The organism is Agromyces cerinus subsp. cerinus (genome assembly GCF_900142065.1).
GTDB lineage: Bacteria > Actinomycetota > Actinomycetes > Actinomycetales > Microbacteriaceae > Agromyces > Agromyces cerinus.
The window spans coordinates 272,160-288,328 of the sequence record NZ_FSRJ01000004.1 but is presented as its reverse complement, the minus strand read 5'-3'; the positions used below and the strand labels follow the sequence as shown (position 1 = coordinate 288,328).

Genomic DNA, 16,169 nt, shown 5'->3' with positions numbered 1-16,169 from the left:
GCCCCGCGGTGCATCGGGAGGCTCAGAATCGGCCTCCGCTCCCGCGCCGGGAGCGCGTCGCCGAGCCGCCGAAGCTGCCGGCGGAGCGGCCGCTGCTGCGCCCGCCGCCGAAGCCTCCCGAGGAACGACCGCCGCCGTAGCCGCCGCCCCCGCCGCCGAGGACCGAGTTGATGAGGATGCCGCCGAGCACGGCGCCGAGGACGTCGCCTCCGCCGCCCGAAGCGCCTCCGGCGGTGCCGCCGTAGCCGCCCATGCCGCCGAAGCCCCCGACGTCGCGCTGGGCGAGCGACATCGCCTCGGCTGCGAGGCGTTCGGCCCGCTGTGCGGAGGCGAGCGCGGCACCGGGGTCGGTCGTCGCAGCGCCCTGGGCCTCCACGAGCAGGCGACCCGCCTCGGCCAGGCGGGTGCGGGCCTCGGCGCCGATCGCGCCGCGGCGTGCGACGAGGTAGTCCTCGGCGGCCCGCACCTGCGACTGTGCGGTCGTGAGCGATCGGGAGAGCTGGGCCTGCACGCGGGCGGCCTGCTCGGCGGCATCCCGCACGCTCTGGATCGCGGCGTCGATCTCGGCGTCGACCTGCTCGAGCTTCGCCTGCAGCGCGATCGGGTCGCGCCCGGGAGCGGCGATCGCCGCCCGCAGCGCCGCCGACTCCGAGGCCACTCGGTCGGCGAGCGCCGCAGCCTCGGCGTTCTGCAGGCCGCGGGCGGTCGCGACGTCGCGGTCGAGTTCGTCGACGCCGGCGGCGACGGCGGCATCCGCCGCCGTCAGGTCGGCGGCCAGCCGCTCGACGGCAGCCGTCAGCAGCGTGGTCTGGTCGACGGCCTCCTCGGCCGCGCGGATGCCGACCGCGGCCTGGGCGGCGTCGCCGGCCGCGACATCCGTGCTCGCGGCGGCCAGCGCCTCGCGGGCGAAGCCGATGCGCGACCGCGCCTGCGCCAGGTTGTCGGCGACGGGCGCGGTGGCGGATGCCGCGTACTGCGCGCCGAGCGCGGCGAGGCGCTGCTCGGCCGGCGCGATGGTCGCCTCGGCCGCGGTCGCCTCCTCCTGCACGCGGGAGAGCTGGGCGGGGGCGTCGCGCTCGAGCGCCCGCAGCTCGTCGAACTGCTCCGCCTGCTCGTCGAGCATGGCGTCGGCCTCGCCCGTGAGCCGGATGATGCCGCCGTACCATTCGCGGCGCTGCTCGTCGGTGTCAGGAGTGGCGTCGTCGAGCTGCTGCTGCAGGCCGAACGCCTGGGCGACCTTCGCCTTCGCGGCGTCGAGGGCGGCGCGGAACGACTCGGTCGACGCCTCCCCGTAGGAGGCGACGGCGAAGCCGAGCTCCTCTTCGCTCGTCTTCACCGCGTCGTCGATCTGCACGAGTGCGCTGCCCGCTTGTCGGCGCAGCTCCTCGATCGAGGGGAGCGGAACCTGGCCGGCGCCGCCCTCGCCGCCACCCGTCGCACGCTTCTTCTTGCGTCGCGCGAGCACGATCGCGATGATCACGACGATGACCGCGGCGATCACGATGAACCAGACGAAGCCCCAGCCGCTACCGTTGCCGCCGCCCGCCGATCCGTCGGCGATGGCGTTCGCGCCTGCGATCGCCGCGCCCGCCCAGTCCTCGTCGCGGAGGTTCGGCTCGATGACCTCGAGGCTGATGCGGTCGAGCTCGTCGGGGGAGATCGAGGCGTCGCTCGCGGCGGAGAGGTAGTAGGCGCGGCCGTCGACGGCCACGGCGAGCAGGTAGTCCTCGCTGCCCAGGTTGTTGGCGATGGCCGTCTCGTCGGCCCACTCGGCCGCCGAAGCGGGATTCGTGAACTCGTCGACGTACGCCACGAAGAGCTGGCGTCCACTGCGGTCGGCAGCGGCATCGAGCGCGGCGACGACGTCGTCGGTCTCGCCGCCGAGCACACCGGCGGTGTCGACGACGGGGGAGGACGTGAACGAGACGGGGTCTTCAGCCCAGGCGAGCCCGGTCGCGCCGGTTCCGACCACCACCCCAGCGACGATCGCGAGAGTCGCGGACCAATTGCGTACTGCGCGCATGCACCAGTGCCTTTCCCCCGTCCGGACGGACGAACCCGAGTCTATGGCGAGCCGCTGCGCCTCGTCCATGCTCGGCCTGCGTGTCAGTTCAGTCGTGGCGAGCCGCGGCATCCCGTTCTTCGGCGCGCTCGAGGAGGCCCGCCACGAGATCGGCGAAGAACCCGTCGCCGCCTGCCGCGCGATCGAAGAGGCGTCCGCCCGAGGCCGGGGTGCCGGCGGCGTCGTCGCGAGCGATCGCCAACGATCGGCGCGCGAGGTGCGCGGCGGCATCGGCCTGTTCCCGCGCATCGCCGGGCGCGAGCTCGGGCCGCGCCGCCGCCGAGAGGAGGTCGCGCGCCTCGGCGAGCAGTGCCGCCGCCTCGTCGCGGCGGATCCGGGCGGCGGCGTCGACCGGGTCGGCCGAAAGGGCGTGCTCGGCCGTGCCGACGAGCATCCGGGCGGCGGCGAGTGCGCTCGATCGCTCCGCGAGCACGCGTTGCGACAGCGCTCCGGCACTCGCGCCTGCGCGGATCTCGGCGTCGATCGCGGCATCCGCTCGCACGACCCTGCGGCCGAGCGAGACGGGGTCGCGGCCGGCTGCCGCGAGTGCTTCGCGGAGCGCCTCGGCCTCGACGGCGAAGTCGTCGGCGACGGTACGCAGCCGGGTGCTGTCCATTGCGCGGGCGACCTCGATGTCGCGCTCGAGGGCGGCGATGGCGTCGGCGACGGCGAGGTCGCTCGCCGCGAGGGCGGCGAGGTGCGCCTCGGCGGCGGCGAGCCGATCGGCCGCCGTGCGGAGTTCGGCTCGGGCCGAGGTGAGCTGCACTGCCGCAGCAGTGCCGGTCGCCGCCTCGGCGGGAGCCGAGAGCTTCGCGCGGACCTCGGCGAGGGCGGTGCGGGCGTCGTCGGCGGCCGTCACTGCGGGGTCGAGCGCTTCGGCGGCGTAGCGACCGGCCGCGTCGGCGAGTCGGGCGGTCGAGCCGGCCGCATCGCGTTCGACTGCCGCGAGCTCGCCGACGAGCGCGTCGTGTTCCTCCACGGCGCGGGCGCCCAGCGCGCGCAACTGCTCGAGCGAACGCCGGTCGCGGTCGAGGGCGGCGTCGACGGCGTCGGTCAGCCGGAGGATCCGCTCGTAGGCGGCGCGCCGTTCGGAGTCGGGGGCGGTCGTGAGGCCGGCCTCGCGTTGCAGCGCGAACGCCTCGGCGAGCTGTTCCCGCGCCTTCTCGTGCGCCGAACGGAGCACGGCGGCGACCTCGTCGCCGTCGAGCGCGCCCGCGTAGTCCACCTCGGCGGCGGCCGCGGTGACACGGTCGTCGGATGCCACGAGGGCGAGCCCCGCTCGCCGCTCGAGCTCCTCGATCCCGACGGTCGGCGGCGACTGGCTCGCTCGCCCGGCGGCGGGCGCGAGCTCGCGGCGCTTCGCCCGGGCATCGAGGACCCGGACCACGATCATGCCGACGACCAGGCCGCCGACGATGAGGAAGGGCAGGAGCCGATCGAAGCTCCACGGGTTCATCCAGCCGAGGGGGGATGCCAGGGGATGCAGGGCTCCGGTGCTGACGTGCATGGGCGAGGCCTCTCCTCGTCGGGCGGGTGCGACCAGCCGAGTCTACGGGCGTGGCCGTCACCGAGTCGTCGTACGAGAAAAGCCCCGGCCGGTAGGGCCGAGGCTTCTCGAATCGTGTGCCGGATCATCGGCGCGAAGCGCCGACACCACCACATGCAACGTGCCCCCGGAGGGATTCGAACCCCCGACCTACGGTACCGGAAACCGGCGCTCTATCCCCTGAGCTACGGAGGCGCACAGCTAGAGACATTACCACTTCGCGCGGTCGCTCCCGACCCGTCGGGCGGCGGTGTGGCGGCTCAGGAGAGGCTGAGACGTGCGACCGTGCCGAGCAGGTCGTCGCGCACCTTCGCCGTCAGGAACGCGCGTGCGCCGTGCAGCACGGGGTCGTGGTCGATGCGCGTCGCGACGACCTCTGGGTACCACCTGCTGATGCTGCGGATGCCGCGCTCCACCGCCTCGGCGAGGGGCTGGCCGCCGACGATCGCCGTGGGGCCGGCGAGCACGAGCCGGCCGGGGTCGAGGGTTGCGAGCAGCGGCAGCGAGATGTGCGCGACGCGCGCTCCGATCTCCTCGACGATCGCCGCACGCTCGGGGCTCGCGGCGATCGCGTCGAGCGCCGAGCGATGATCGGTGTCGTCGAGTCCGTGGGCGGCCGCGATGCGGCGCACGGCCACGGCGCCCGCGAGGTCCTGGCTCGTGACGGCGTGCTCGTCGAGTGCCTGGGCGGCGGCGGACAGCGGGAGGAAGCCGATCTCGCCGGCGCCGCCGAAGCTGCCGCGATGCAGGTCGCCGGCCACGTCGAACGACGCGCCGACGCCGTTGCCGAGCCAGAGCAGCGCGAACACGTCGCGGCCCTCGCCCGCGCCCGACTGGCGTTCGGCGATCGCGGCGAGGTTCACGTCGTTCTCGACGAAGACGGCGACTCCGAGCTCGGCCTCGAGGGTGCGTCGCAAACCGCTGACGGGCCACCCGGGGAGAGTCTCGCTGAAGAGCGTGCCCTCCTCGCCCGGGTCGACGTAGCCGGCCGTGCCGATGCAGACGGTGTGCACGACCGAGGGGTCGGTGCCCGCGGCGGCGCTCGCGTCGCGGATCGCGGCGGCGACCTCGCGCACGGCGTTCCGGTCGGCGGGATCGCGGGAGAGCGGGGTGCGCACGATCGGCCGCTCCCCGCCGGCCGCGTCGACGACCGAGGCGCGGAGCTCGTCGGCTTCGATCACGATCGCGACGCCGAGCGGGCGATCGGTGCGGGCGGCGTAGAGCGTCGCGCTGCGACCCGGGTTGCCGGCGACCTGGCCGCGCTCCTCGATCACGCCCGCGGCGATCAGCCGGGTCATCATCATCGAGGCGGTGGGTTTGGACACTCCGACGAGTTCGCAGATGCGGTTGCGAGTGAGCGGTCCGTGGTCGAGCAGCGCCGAGAGCCCGACGCGATCATTGACCGCCCCGAGCCACGAGGGCGTTCCCTGTGCTGATCTCATCGTGGCTGCGCGTGTCAGGCGGCGGGCAGGTTGCCGAGCACGTCGGCGACGAGCTTGCCGGCGTCGCCGGGTTCGAAGAGCGCCGCGGAACGGATCACGATCCAGTACGGGCCGCTGAAGATCTGCGCCTCTCCGCTGCCGTCGGCCTGGGTGAAGTACCCCTCGAGCTCGGGCGGCGTGCCGTAGGTGGGCACCGGTGTGGAGTTCATGGCGGCGTCGCTCTGGTGGGCGAGCAGCGCGGCCTCGGTGGGAGTCGCGACGCCGATCTCGATGACCTCGCCGCTCGTCTGGTTGAGCCAGCCGCACGCGGTTCCGGCCTCGTCGACGATGGCGACGACCTGCTCGCCCGACGGTGCGAAGTCGGGGGCGGCGCCGAAGTTCGGGTTGAACGCGTAGACCTGGTCGGGCGTGAGCAGCGCGTCGCACTCGATCGCGAACGGCACGAGGGGCTCCGCAGTCTCGCTCGGCTCCGTCGTCGCGGTGGGCGACTCGCTCGCCTGCGGCGGGGCGGTCGTCTTCTCAGGATCGGGCGCTGCGCCGGTGCATCCGCTCAGCGCCATCACGGATGCCGCGACCACGAGTGCGACGGCGGCGGGACGGGTGCGGGACAGACGGGACGAGCGCAGCATGTGACGAACCTTATCAATGGCGGCGGGTAGGATTTGCGGGTGACTCCCGCCGATCTTTCGCTCGCCCTGTACGCCCTCGTCCTCGCCATCGTCGAGCGACGTCGCGCTGCGGGCGACGAGGTCGCGTTCGAGCTCTCGGCGAACGACGTCGCACTCGAGCGCCCGAAGAACCGCGAGCACGGCGACTGGGCCTCGAACATCGCGATGCGCGTCGCGAAGCCGCTCGGCGTGAACCCGCGCGAACTCGCGACCGAACTCGCGACCGGCCTCGCCGGCGTCGACGGCGTCGCGAGCGCCGAGGTGGCCGGTCCCGGCTTCATCAACATCCGGCTCGATGCCGCGGCCGCCGGTGCGCTCGCGAAGACCATCGTCGAGGCGGGGCCCGCCTACGGCACGAGCGACGCCCTCGCGGGCAGTGTCATCAACCTCGAGTTCGTCTCGGCGAACCCCACCGGTCCGCTGCACATCGGCCACACCCGCTGGGCCGCGCTCGGCGACTCGATCGGCCGGGTGCTGCGCGCCGCCGGCGCCGAGGTGGCCAACGAGTACTACATCAACGACGCCGGCAACCAGATGGAGAACTTCGGCGCCTCCGTGCTCGCCGCGGCGAAGGGCGAGCCGACCCCCGAGGGCGGCTACCCCGGCGCCTACATCGGCGAACTCGCCCGTCAGGTGCTCGAGCGCGAGCCGAAGCTCCTCGAGCTCGACGATGCCGTGGCGCTGCACACCGCGACCGAGATCGCCTACGAGCTCCAGCTCGCCGAGATCCGCGCCTCGCTCGCCCGGTTCAACGTGCACTTCGACGTGTGGACGAGCGAACGCCGCCTGCACGCGAAGGGCGACGACGGCCTCTCCGACATCGACACCGCCGTCGAGCGGCTGCGCGCCCAGGGGCACGTCTTCGACCTCGACGACGCCGTGTGGGTGCGCACGACCGACTTCGGCGACGACAAAGACCGCGTGATCCGCCGCGGCAACGGCGTCTACACCTACTTCGCGGCCGATGCCGCCTACTACCTCGACAAGGGCGACCGCGGGTTCGGCCACAAGATCTACCTGCTCGGCGCCGACCACCACGGCTACGTGCACCGTCTGAAGGCGCTCGCCGGCGCCGCGGGCGACGACCCCGAGCGCGACGTCGAGGTGCTCATCGGACAGCTCGTCTCGATCAACGGCGCGAAGCTCTCCAAGCGGGCCGGCAACATCATCGAGCTCGACGACCTGCAGGCCTGGCTCGGCACCGACGCGCTGCGCTACACGCTCGGCCGGTACCCGGCCGACTCGCCGCTGACGATCGACCCCGAGATCCTGCAGCGCCGCACGAACGACAACCCTGTCTTCTACGTGCAGTACGCGCACGCCCGCACCTGCGCGGTCGACCGCAACGCGGCATCCGTCGGGCTCGATCGCTCGTCGTTCGCGCCCGAGCTGCTGACCCACGAGACGGAGTCGGCACTGCTCGGTGCCCTCCAGGAGTTCCCGCGCGTCGTCGCCCAGTCCGCCGAGCTCCGCGAACCGCACCGCGTGGCCCGCTACATCGAAGAGCTCGCCGGGCTCTACCATCGCTGGTACGACAACTGCCGGGTGCTCCCGCTCGGCGAGGAGCCCATCGGCGAACTGCACCGCACGAGGCTCTGGTTGAACGACGCGACGGGTCAGGTCATCCGCAACGGCCTCGAACTCCTCGGCGTCTCGGCACCCGAACGCATGTGACCCACCACCCCGACCCGGAGGCACCGATGGCGAAGCACGGCGACGAGCACGACCCGGGCGAGGCCCCCGAGGCGACAGGGCCGGTCGAACCGGTCGAGAACGGCGAGACCGCCGACGCGCAGCCGACGGCGGTCGTCGAGACCGGTGACGACGGGTCGGGCGCCACCCTGGTCATCGAGACGGATGCCTCGGACGAGCAGCCGACCGAGGTGATCGAGCCGTATCCGGCTCCTGGTGCGTCTGCAGGCGCTGCCGGTGCTGCTGGTGCCGCCGCTGCCGCGGCTCCGGCCGCTGCCGACGCCGAGGCCGCCGAGCCCCGCGAGCGCCGGCGTCTCAGTCGTGCCGCTCGCATCTGGATCGTCGTCGGCGTGGTGCTCGCGGTACTCGTCGCGCTCGTCGTCGTAGCCGACATCGTCGCGCGCGGCATCGCCGAGCAGCGGGTCGCCGAGGAGATCGAGGCGAACCTGCCCGACGGCGTCGAGGGCGACGTCACCGTGAGCATCGGCGGGTTCTCGGTGATCGGGCAGTACCTCTCGGGCACGATGCAGCACGTCGAACTCGATGCGCCCGACCTGACCGTCGAGGGCGCACCCATCGCCGTCTCCGTCGTCGCCGAGGGCATGCCGGTCGATCTCGAGGCGCCCGTCGACCAGCTGACGGCGACGATCACCGCCGACGCCGACTCGATCAACCAGCTCATCACCGTCGCGGGCGTCGAGACCGGGCTCACCCTCGGCGACGGCACCGTCGGCTACGAGGGGCGCATCGAGATCTTCGGCCTGCCGATCACGTATCAGGTGACGGCCACCCCGGTCGCAGCGGGGGACTCGGTGCTGCTCGAACCCGAAGGCGTCGAGGTGGGCGCGGTCGGCGCGTCGATCGACGTGTCGGGCGTCATCGAGCGTCTCCTCGGCGGCGACCCGCTCGAGATCTGCATCGCCGACCGGCTGCCCGAGGGCGTGCAGCTCGAGTCGATCGCAGTGACGTCCGGTGCCGCCGCGGTCCGCCTCCAGGCCGACGGTCTCGTGCTCGACTCCGCGAGCCTCGAGCAGAAGGGCAGCTGCGGGTAGTCGACCCGCGCCGCTCCGTCCGGGAACCGCTCGCGGCTCCGCCGGGAGCACTCGCTCGACGGGCTCGATTCGGCTCGGCATGCACGCCTCGGTAGACTCGCCGTACGCCGACCCACAAGGTCGACGCGCACAGCAGGCTTCAGGAACCGATCCGGGTTCGCTCGCCGCGAGCGATCCAAGCAATCGTCTTTCGTCCGTGAGGTTCCCCCGTGGCATCCACCGCATCCCTTCCCGGATGGCTCAGCGCGCCCGACGACGCCAATGCGCTCGCGCCGCTCGTCTGGCCGTCGACCGCCGCCCGCGATGAGGCCGGCCGGCTCGTGATCGCCGGCCGCGACGCGGCGTCGCTCGCCGCCGAGTTCGGCACTCCGCTCTACGTCGTCGACGAGGCCGAGGCGCGCGCCCGTGCCGCGCGCACCAAGCGGGCGTTCCACGACGCCGCGGCATCCATCGGCACGACTGTGACGGTCTATTACGCCGGCAAGGCCTTCCTCTCGGGGGCGATCGTGCGCTGGGTGACCGACGAGGGACTCGCGGTCGACGTGTGCACCGGCGGCGAGCTCGCCGTCGCGCTGGCGGCGGGCGCCGATCCGGCCCGCATCGGATTCCACGGCAACAACAAGTCGCTCGCCGAGATCGAGCGCGGCATCGCCGTGGGCGTCGGCGTGATCGTCATCGACAGCGAGATCGAGATCGAGCGGGTCGCGGATGCCGCGGCGCGCGCCGGCCGGGTGCAGCCCGTGCGGCTCCGCGTCAACAGCGGTGTGCACGCCTCGACCCACGAGTTCCTCGCGACCGCGCACGAGGACCAGAAGTTCGGCGTGCCGCTCGACCGCGCCGTCGAGCTCGGCGCCCGCATCCGCTCGCACGCCTCGCTCGAGTTCCTCGGCCTGCACTGCCACATCGGTTCGCAGATCTTCGACGCTGCGGGCTTCGCCGAGTCGGCCGAGCGACTGCTCGGCGTGCATGCGGAGCTCTCGCAGGCGGCCCCGGTTCCCGAGCTGAACCTGGGCGGCGGCTTCGGCATCGCCTACACCGCCGCCGACGAGCCCGCCCCGATCGAGGAGATCGCGCAGGGCATCGTCGCCGCCGTCGCGAACGGATGCCGCGAGCACGACGTGCCCGTGCCGAAGCTCGCCTTCGAGCCCGGCCGCTCGATCATCGGCCCCGCGGGTGTCACGCTCTACACTGTCGGCACCATCAAGCCCGTGCCGATCGACGGCGGGGTTCGCCACTACGTCTCCGTCGACGGCGGCATGAGCGACAACGCGCGCACCGCGCTCTACGGGGCCGAGTACTCCGCCCGCATCGCCTCCCGCGTCTCCGACGCGGCGCCCGCCCTCGTGCGGGTCGCAGGCAAGCACTGCGAGTCGGGCGACATCGTCGTCGACGCCGAGTACCTGCCGGGCGACGTCGCAGCGGGCGACCTGCTCGCCGTGCCGGCCACCGGCGCCTACTGCTGGTCGCTCGCCTCGAACTACAACCACGTGCCCCGGCCGCCGGTCGTCGCCGTCCGCGACGGCGTGGCCCGCGTCATCGTGCACGGCGAGACCGAGGCGCAGCTGCTCGCCCGGGACGCCGGGCTCGAGGCATCCGCCGGGTACGACCGCGCCATCGAAGGGAACCCTGCATGATCGAGTACCGCTCCATCCGAGTGGGCCTGCTCGGAGCGGGCTCCGTCGGCTCCCAGGTGGCACGCCTCCTGCTCGAGCACTCCGACGAGCTCGCCCAGCGCATCGGCGCCCGCATCGAGCTCGTCGGCATCGCCGTGCGCGACGTCGACGCCAAGCGCGACGCCGAGCTGCCGCGCGAGCTCCTGACGACCGACGCCGACGCGCTCATCCTCGGCTCCGACATCGTCATCGAGCTCATGGGCGGCATCGAGCCGGCCCGCACGCTCGTGCTGCAGGCGATCGCGTCGGGCGCCGACGTCGTCACGGGAAACAAGGCGCTGCTCGCCAGCCACGGTCCCGAGCTCTTCGCCGCAGCCGAGCAGGTGGGCGCCCAGCTCTCCTACGAGGCCGCCGTGGCCGGGGCCATCCCGATCATCCGGCCGCTCCGCGACAGCCTCGCGGGCGATCGCATCGACCGCATCCTCGGCATCGTGAACGGCACGACGAACTTCATCCTCGACCGCATGGACCAGACGGGCGCCTCCCTCGAGGACGCCCTCGCGACGGCGACGGAACTCGGCTACGCCGAGGCCGACCCGACCGCCGACATCGGCGGCTACGACGCCGCGCAGAAGGCCGCGATCCTCGCGAGCCTCGCGTTCCACACGAGCGTTCCCGTCGAGGCCGTGCACCGTGAGGGCATCACGGGCGTCTCGGCCGAGCAGGTCGACTCCGCACGCCGCGCCGGCTACGTCGTCAAGCTCCTCGCCATCTGCGAGCGGTTGACCGACGCCGAGACCGGCGAAGAGGGCGTCTCGGCGCGGGTCTACCCGGCGCTCGTGCCCCGTAGCCACCCCCTGGCCGCCGTGCACGGCGCGAACAACGCCGTGTTCGTCGAGGCATCCGCTGCCGGGCCCCTCATGTTCTACGGCGCAGGTGCCGGGGGAGTGCAGACCGCCTCCGCCGTGCTCGGCGACCTCGTGGCGATCGCCCGCCGGCACGTCATCGGCGGCCCGGGCACGGCCGAGTCGACGCACGCGGCGCTGCCCGTGCTCGAGATCGGCCGCATCACCACGCGCTACGCCATCACCCTCGAGGTGGCCGACGAACCCGGTGTGCTCGAGCAGATCGCCCGCACCTTCGCCGACCACGGCGTCTCCGTCGAGCAGTTGCAGCAGACCGTCAGCGAGGGCTCCGAGCGGGCTACGCTGGTGATCGGGACGCACGAGGCGAAGGAGTCCGCGCTCGCCGAGACCGTCGCCGCCCTCGCTCAGAGCCCCGTCGTCGCATCCGTCGCGTCCGTCCTCCGAGTCGAAGGAGCAGTGTGAACACCCCCATCACCCCCAAGGCCAACTCGCGTCAATGGCGCGGAGTCATCCGCGAGTACGCCGACCGGCTCGACGTCACCGACGCGACTCCGATCGTCACCCTCGGTGAAGGCGGCACGCCGCTCCTGCCGGCGCCGGCGCTCTCGGCCCGCACCGGCGCCGACGTCTGGGTGAAGTTCGAGGGCATGAACCCCACGGGCTCCTTCAAGGACCGCGGCATGACCATGGCCGTCACGAAGGCAGTCGAGCACGGCGCCAAGGTCGTCATCTGCGCGTCGACCGGCAACACCTCCGCATCGGCGGCGGCCTACGCCACGCACGCCGGCATCAAGGCCGCGGTGCTCGTGCCCGAGGGCAAGATCGCGATGGGCAAGCTCAGCCAGGCCATCGCCCACAACGCGGAGCTGCTGCAGGTGCAGGGCAACTTCGACGACTGCCTCGACATCGCCCGCGACCTCGCGGCGAACTACCCCGTGCACCTCGTGAACTCGGTCAACAACGACCGCATCGAGGGGCAGAAGACGGCGGCGTTCGAGGTCGTCGAGGCGCTCGGCGACGCGCCCGACTTCCACTTCATCCCCGTCGGCAACGCCGGCAACTACACCGCGTACACGCGCGGCTACCGTGAAGACATCGCTGCAGGCAACGCCACGCGGATGCCGCGGATGTTCGGCTTCCAGGCCTCGGGCTCCGCACCGATCGTGCGCGGCGAGCCGGTGAAGGACCCCGACACCATCGCGAGCGCCATCCGCATCGGCAACCCGGCATCGTGGGAGCTCGCGCTGCAGGCGCGCGACGAGACCGACGGCTACTTCGGCGCGATCGACGACGACAAGATCCTCGAGGCGCAGCGCATCCTCTCCGCAGAGGTCGGCATCTTCGTCGAGCCCGCGTCGGCCATCTCGGTCGCCGGTCTCCTCGAGCGCTCCGCCGCCGGGGTCATACCCGCCGGTGCGCGCGTCGTGCTCACGGTCACGGGCCACGGACTGAAGGACCCGCAGTGGGCGCTCCGCACCGCCGACGGTTCCGACGTGCAGCCGACGATCGTTCCGGTCGACACGGCGCAGATCGCCTCGGTGCTCGGACTCAGCTCATGACCGCCGCGGTCGTCGCCTCCGGCGACGTCGCGACGTCGCTGACCGGCCGCCGCGTCATCGTCAAGGTGCCGGCGACCTCGGCCAACCTGGGCCCCGGGTTCGACACGCTCGGGCTCGCGTTGGCCAGGTACGACGAGCTCGAGGTCTCGGTTCCGGATGCCTCGACGGCACCGGACGCCCCGGGGCTCGAGATCGAGGTGCACGGCGTCGGCGAGGGCGAGGTGCCGCTCGACGAGTCGCACCTCGTGGTGCGGGCGATCGCCCACACCTTCGCCCGTGCGGGCGTGCCGATGCCGGCCCTCAAGCTCGTCGCGCACAACGTCATTCCGCACGGCCGCGGCCTCGGCTCGTCGGGCGCCGCGATCGTCGCCGGCGTCGTGGCGGCCAAGGGGCTGCTCGAGGGCATCGTCGACTTCAGCGCCGACGAGCTGCTCGACCTCGCCACCGAGCTCGAGGGTCACCCCGACAACGTCGCCCCCGCCCTCTTCGGCGGGCTCACGATCGCCTGGGTGACTCCCGAGGGTCCCCGCCACAAGAAGCTGATGGTGCACCGCGGCGTCTCGCCCCTCGTGCTCGTGCCCGAGCACGAGATGTCGACGGCGCTCGCGCGCTCGCTGCAGCCCGAGTCGGTGCCGCACGAGGACGCCGTGTTCAACGTCTCGCGCTCGGCACTGCTCGTGGCCGCGCTCATCCAGAGCCCCGAGCTGCTGTTCCAGGCCACCGAAGACAAGCTGCACCAGCACTACCGTGCCGCAGCGATGCCCGAGACCGACCGACTCATCCGAGTGCTCCGCGAGGCGGGGCATCCGGCGGTCGTCTCCGGTGCCGGGCCGTCGATCCTCGTGCTCGCGAGCGACCCGAGCGAACGCGCTGCGGCCATCGCCCTCGTCGAGGCCACCGCCGACACCGCCTGGCAGGCCCTGCCGCTCGCCGTGGACTTCAAGGGCGCGACGGTTCAGAGCGCGTAGCGGTCTGAAGCCGTCGCGAAAGGCGGCAGCCCCAGTTCGCGCGGCGCCCCAGCGCCGCGCAGCGTCTGCGGAAGACTCGCAAAGGTGACGCCGCCCCTCGCGGGAGACCGGAGAGCGCAAGGCGGCAGCCCCAGCTTCCGCGGCGCCCCAGCGCCGCGCAGCGTCCCCGGGAGACCCGGAAGGGTGACGCCGCCTCTCGCGGAAGACCGGAGAGCGAAAGGCGGCAGCCGCACGGCGAACATCGCCCGCGCGGCATCCTCTCCACAGGCGCGTCGCGTGGCGGGACGAACGGCTCGGGGATGTTAGACTGACCACGCACCCGGCAGGTGACGCACTGTTCGCGTCCCAGCTCGCTCGTGCAATTCCCGGCAATCTATTGCTTTCGCTCTCGCGCGTGTCTGCGCCATTGTGCGCACCGGCATCGTTCGTGCCAGCGATCAGCTCTCCTGAATCCGCAACTCTTGCGACAGGGGAAAGGAACATACCCAGTGACCAACGGAACCGACCACGCCGACCGCGTGGCCAACACCGCCCGCCTGTCCGCCATGAAGGTCGCCGAGCTCCAGGAGCTCGCCGCATCCCTCGGCCTCGCGGGCGGTTCGAAGCGCCGAAAAGGAGAACTCGTGGAGTTGATCTCCGAGCACCAGGCCTCGGCGGCCGACGGCGGCGCCTCCGCATCGGCTGAGCCGCTCGAGGCCCCTGTGGCCGAGCAGGCCGCTCCCGTCGAACTCGACGTGCCCGCTGCGGCCGAGGCTCCCGCCGAGACCGCGGCCGCCGACGTGGCGACCGAGGCTCCGGCCGAAGCGCCCGTCGCCACCGCGCCGACGCGTCAGCGCCGCCAGCCGCGTCGTGCCACGAGCGCGACCACCTCGGCCGTGCAGCACGTCAACGCCGGCGGCGCCGGTGTCGGCCTCGTGCCCGAGGCCGCCCCCGCGACCGAGACCGACGACGCCCGCGAGGCGGCACGTGCCGCGGTGCGCGAAGAGCTCGCCGCAGCGACCGGTGAGGGCGCACGCGGCTCCAAGCCCGCCGAGGGCGAGGGCGACGCCGCAGCATCCGAAGAGCCTCGCCAGGGCCGCAGCCGCAACCGCGGTCGTCGCGGTGGCGAGCGCGGCGACCGCGCCGAGCGCGGCGACGACGCCCAGAAGACCGAGCAGAAGCAGGGCGAGCGCCAGGGCGGTCGTCAGAACGACCGCCAGAACGGCGAGCAGGCCCGCAAGGGCGACGAGCAGGGCGGCCGTTCCGGCGAGCCCCGCCAGGGCGGCGACGCCGACAAGTCCAAGCAGCAGGGCGAGGGCCGTGGCCGCGACGGTCAGGCCCGCGACGGTCAGGCCCGTGACGGTCAGGCCCGTGACGGTCAGGCGCGTGACGGTCAGGCCCGTGACGGTCAGACCCGTGACGGCCAGGCCCGTGACGGTCAGGCCCAGCTCGACGGCGAAGGCGGCCGTCGCAACCGCTACCGCGACCGCAAGCGCCGCGGCCAGGGCATGGGCGACGAGCTCGAGCCCGAGATCCTCGACGACGACGTGCTGATCCCCATCGCGGGCATCCTCGACGTGCTCGACAACTACGCCTTCGTGCGCACGACCGGGTACCTCCCGGGCCCGAGCGACGTCTACGTCTCGCTCGGCCAGGTGAAGAAGTACAACCTGCGCAAGGGCGACGCGGTCGTCGGCGCCATCAAGCAGCCGCGCGACAATGACTCGAACAGCCGTCAGAAGTACAACGCGCTCGTCAAGGTCGACTCGATCAACGGTCAGACGACCGACGAGGCCGCGGCTCGCGTCGAGTTCCAGAGCCTCACTCCGCTCTACCCGCAGGAGCGCCTGCGCCTCGAGACCGAGCCCACCAAGCTCACGCAGCGCATCATCGACCTCGTGGCGCCGATCGGCAAGGGCCAGCGCGGCCTCATCGTCGCGCCCCCGAAGGCCGGCAAGACGATCGTGCTGCAGCAGATCGCCAACGCGATCTCGATCAACAACCCCGAGGTCCACCTCATGGTCGTGCTCGTCGACGAGCGCCCCGAAGAGGTCACCGACATGCAGCGCACGGTGAAGGGCGAGGTCATCGCCTCGACCTTCGACCGTCCGGCCGAAGACCACACGACGGTCGCCGAGCTCGCCATCGAGCGCGCGAAGCGCCTCGTCGAGCTCGGTCACGACGTCGTCGTGCTGCTCGACTCGATCACGCGCCTCGGCCGCGCCTACAACCTTGCGGCACCGGCATCCGGTCGCATCCTCTCCGGTGGCGTCGACGCTTCGGCGCTGTACCCGCCGAAGCGCTTCTTCGGCGCTGCCCACAACATCGAGAACGGCGGCTCGCTGACCATCCTCGCCACGGCGCTCGTCGAGACCGGGTCGAAGATGGACGAGGTGATCTTCGAGGAGTTCAAGGGCACCGGCAACTCCGAGCTGCGCCTCTCGCGTCAGCTCGCCGACAAGCGCATCTTCCCGGCGGTCGACGTCAACGCGTCGTCCACGCGCCGCGAAGAGATGCTGCTCTCGCCCGACGAGGTCAAGATCACCTGGAAGCTGCGCCGCGCCCTCGCCGGGCTCGAGCAGCAGCAGGCGCTCGAAGCCGTGCTCGGTCGCCTGAAGGAGACGCAGTCGAACGTCGAGTTCCTCATGCTCATGCAGAAGTCGATGCCGGTCGCCACCGGTCACGGCAACTCGCACGGGCACGAGACCGACCACCGCTGAGG

At 72.5% G+C, this 16,169-nt stretch carries 11 protein-coding genes and 1 tRNA gene; 7 read left to right on the top strand and 5 right to left on the bottom strand.

All coding sequences use genetic code 11. The features are described from left to right. Nucleotides 1-22 precede the first annotated feature (22 nt). The 5 genes from BUR99_RS15580 to BUR99_RS15560 all read right to left on the bottom strand — a co-directional run bounded on the left by BUR99_RS15580 (nucleotide 23) and on the right by BUR99_RS15560 (nucleotide 5,679). Complete coding sequence (locus BUR99_RS15580) at nucleotides 23-1,975, bottom strand: TPM domain-containing protein (RefSeq protein ID WP_234980884.1); 1,953 nt, start codon at nucleotides 1,973-1,975, stop codon at nucleotides 23-25. Nucleotides 1,976-2,111: 136 nt separating this feature from the next. Next, entirely contained in the window at nucleotides 2,112-3,569 is a 1,458-nt protein-coding gene (locus tag BUR99_RS15575; protein WP_074261282.1) for a coiled-coil domain-containing protein, read from the bottom strand. Between the two features lie 161 nt (nucleotides 3,570-3,730). Next, a tRNA-Arg gene (locus tag BUR99_RS15570) sits at nucleotides 3,731-3,803 on the bottom strand. 65 nt (nucleotides 3,804-3,868) lie between these two features. After that, entirely contained in the window at nucleotides 3,869-5,050 is a 1,182-nt protein-coding gene (locus BUR99_RS15565; RefSeq protein WP_074261281.1) for an ROK family transcriptional regulator, read from the bottom strand. A 14-nt stretch (nucleotides 5,051-5,064) separates the two neighbouring features. Continuing rightward, nucleotides 5,065-5,679, bottom strand: coding sequence for a hypothetical protein (locus BUR99_RS15560; RefSeq protein WP_074261280.1), 615 nt, complete (start codon nucleotides 5,677-5,679; stop codon nucleotides 5,065-5,067). Between the two features lie 39 nt (nucleotides 5,680-5,718). Here BUR99_RS15560 and argS point away from each other — a divergent pair, with 39 nt between their 5' ends. From argS to rho, 7 genes are all read left to right on the top strand, one after another. Beyond that, nucleotides 5,719-7,392, top strand: a complete 1,674-nt coding sequence (argS, locus tag BUR99_RS15555) for an arginine--tRNA ligase (protein ID WP_074261279.1) — start codon at nucleotides 5,719-5,721, stop codon at nucleotides 7,390-7,392. A 26-nt stretch (nucleotides 7,393-7,418) separates the two neighbouring features. After that, nucleotides 7,419-8,462: an LmeA family phospholipid-binding protein gene (locus tag BUR99_RS15550; RefSeq protein ID WP_143231675.1), complete on the top strand. Its 1,044-nt coding sequence runs from the start codon at nucleotides 7,419-7,421 to the stop codon at nucleotides 8,460-8,462. 209 nt (nucleotides 8,463-8,671) lie between these two features. Beyond that, entirely contained in the window at nucleotides 8,672-10,096 is a 1,425-nt protein-coding gene (gene lysA / locus BUR99_RS15545) for a diaminopimelate decarboxylase (RefSeq protein ID WP_074261278.1), read from the top strand. After that, on the top strand, nucleotides 10,093-11,403 hold the full coding sequence (locus tag BUR99_RS15540) for a homoserine dehydrogenase (RefSeq protein WP_074261277.1): 1,311 nt from the start codon (nucleotides 10,093-10,095) through the stop codon (nucleotides 11,401-11,403). Before lysA ends, BUR99_RS15540 begins: the two co-directional genes overlap by 4 nt. Beyond that, on the top strand, nucleotides 11,400-12,500 hold the full coding sequence (thrC, locus tag BUR99_RS15535; RefSeq protein ID WP_234980883.1) for a threonine synthase: 1,101 nt from the start codon (nucleotides 11,400-11,402) through the stop codon (nucleotides 12,498-12,500). Before BUR99_RS15540 ends, thrC begins: the two co-directional genes overlap by 4 nt. After that, nucleotides 12,497-13,468, top strand: coding sequence for a homoserine kinase (gene thrB / locus BUR99_RS15530; RefSeq protein WP_074261276.1), 972 nt, complete (start codon nucleotides 12,497-12,499; stop codon nucleotides 13,466-13,468). The genes thrC and thrB overlap by 4 nt, the downstream gene beginning before the upstream one ends. A 488-nt stretch (nucleotides 13,469-13,956) precedes the next feature. Then, nucleotides 13,957-16,167 carry a transcription termination factor Rho gene (rho, locus tag BUR99_RS15525; RefSeq protein ID WP_074261275.1) on the top strand — a complete coding sequence of 737 codons (2,211 nt, stop codon included), beginning with the start codon at nucleotides 13,957-13,959 and terminating at the stop codon, nucleotides 16,165-16,167. Nucleotides 16,168-16,169: the final 2 nt, after the last annotated feature.

Bases quoted from the DNA above. Each gene is read 5' to 3' on its own strand.
- BUR99_RS15575 (WP_074261282.1), bottom strand. From the start codon at position 3,569: ATGCACGTCAGCACCGGAGCCCTGCATCCCCTGGCATCCCCCCTCGGC.
- BUR99_RS15565 (WP_074261281.1), bottom strand. From the start codon at position 5,050: ATGAGATCAGCACAGGGAACGCCCTCGTGGCTCGGGGCGGTCAATGAT.
- BUR99_RS15560 (WP_074261280.1), bottom strand. From the start codon at position 5,679: ATGCTGCGCTCGTCCCGTCTGTCCCGCACCCGTCCCGCCGCCGTCGCA.
- BUR99_RS15550 (WP_143231675.1), top strand. From the start codon at position 7,419: ATGGCGAAGCACGGCGACGAGCACGACCCGGGCGAGGCCCCCGAGGCG.
- BUR99_RS15540 (WP_074261277.1), top strand. From the start codon at position 10,093: ATGATCGAGTACCGCTCCATCCGAGTGGGCCTGCTCGGAGCGGGCTCC.
- thrB (WP_074261276.1), top strand. From the start codon at position 12,497: ATGACCGCCGCGGTCGTCGCCTCCGGCGACGTCGCGACGTCGCTGACC.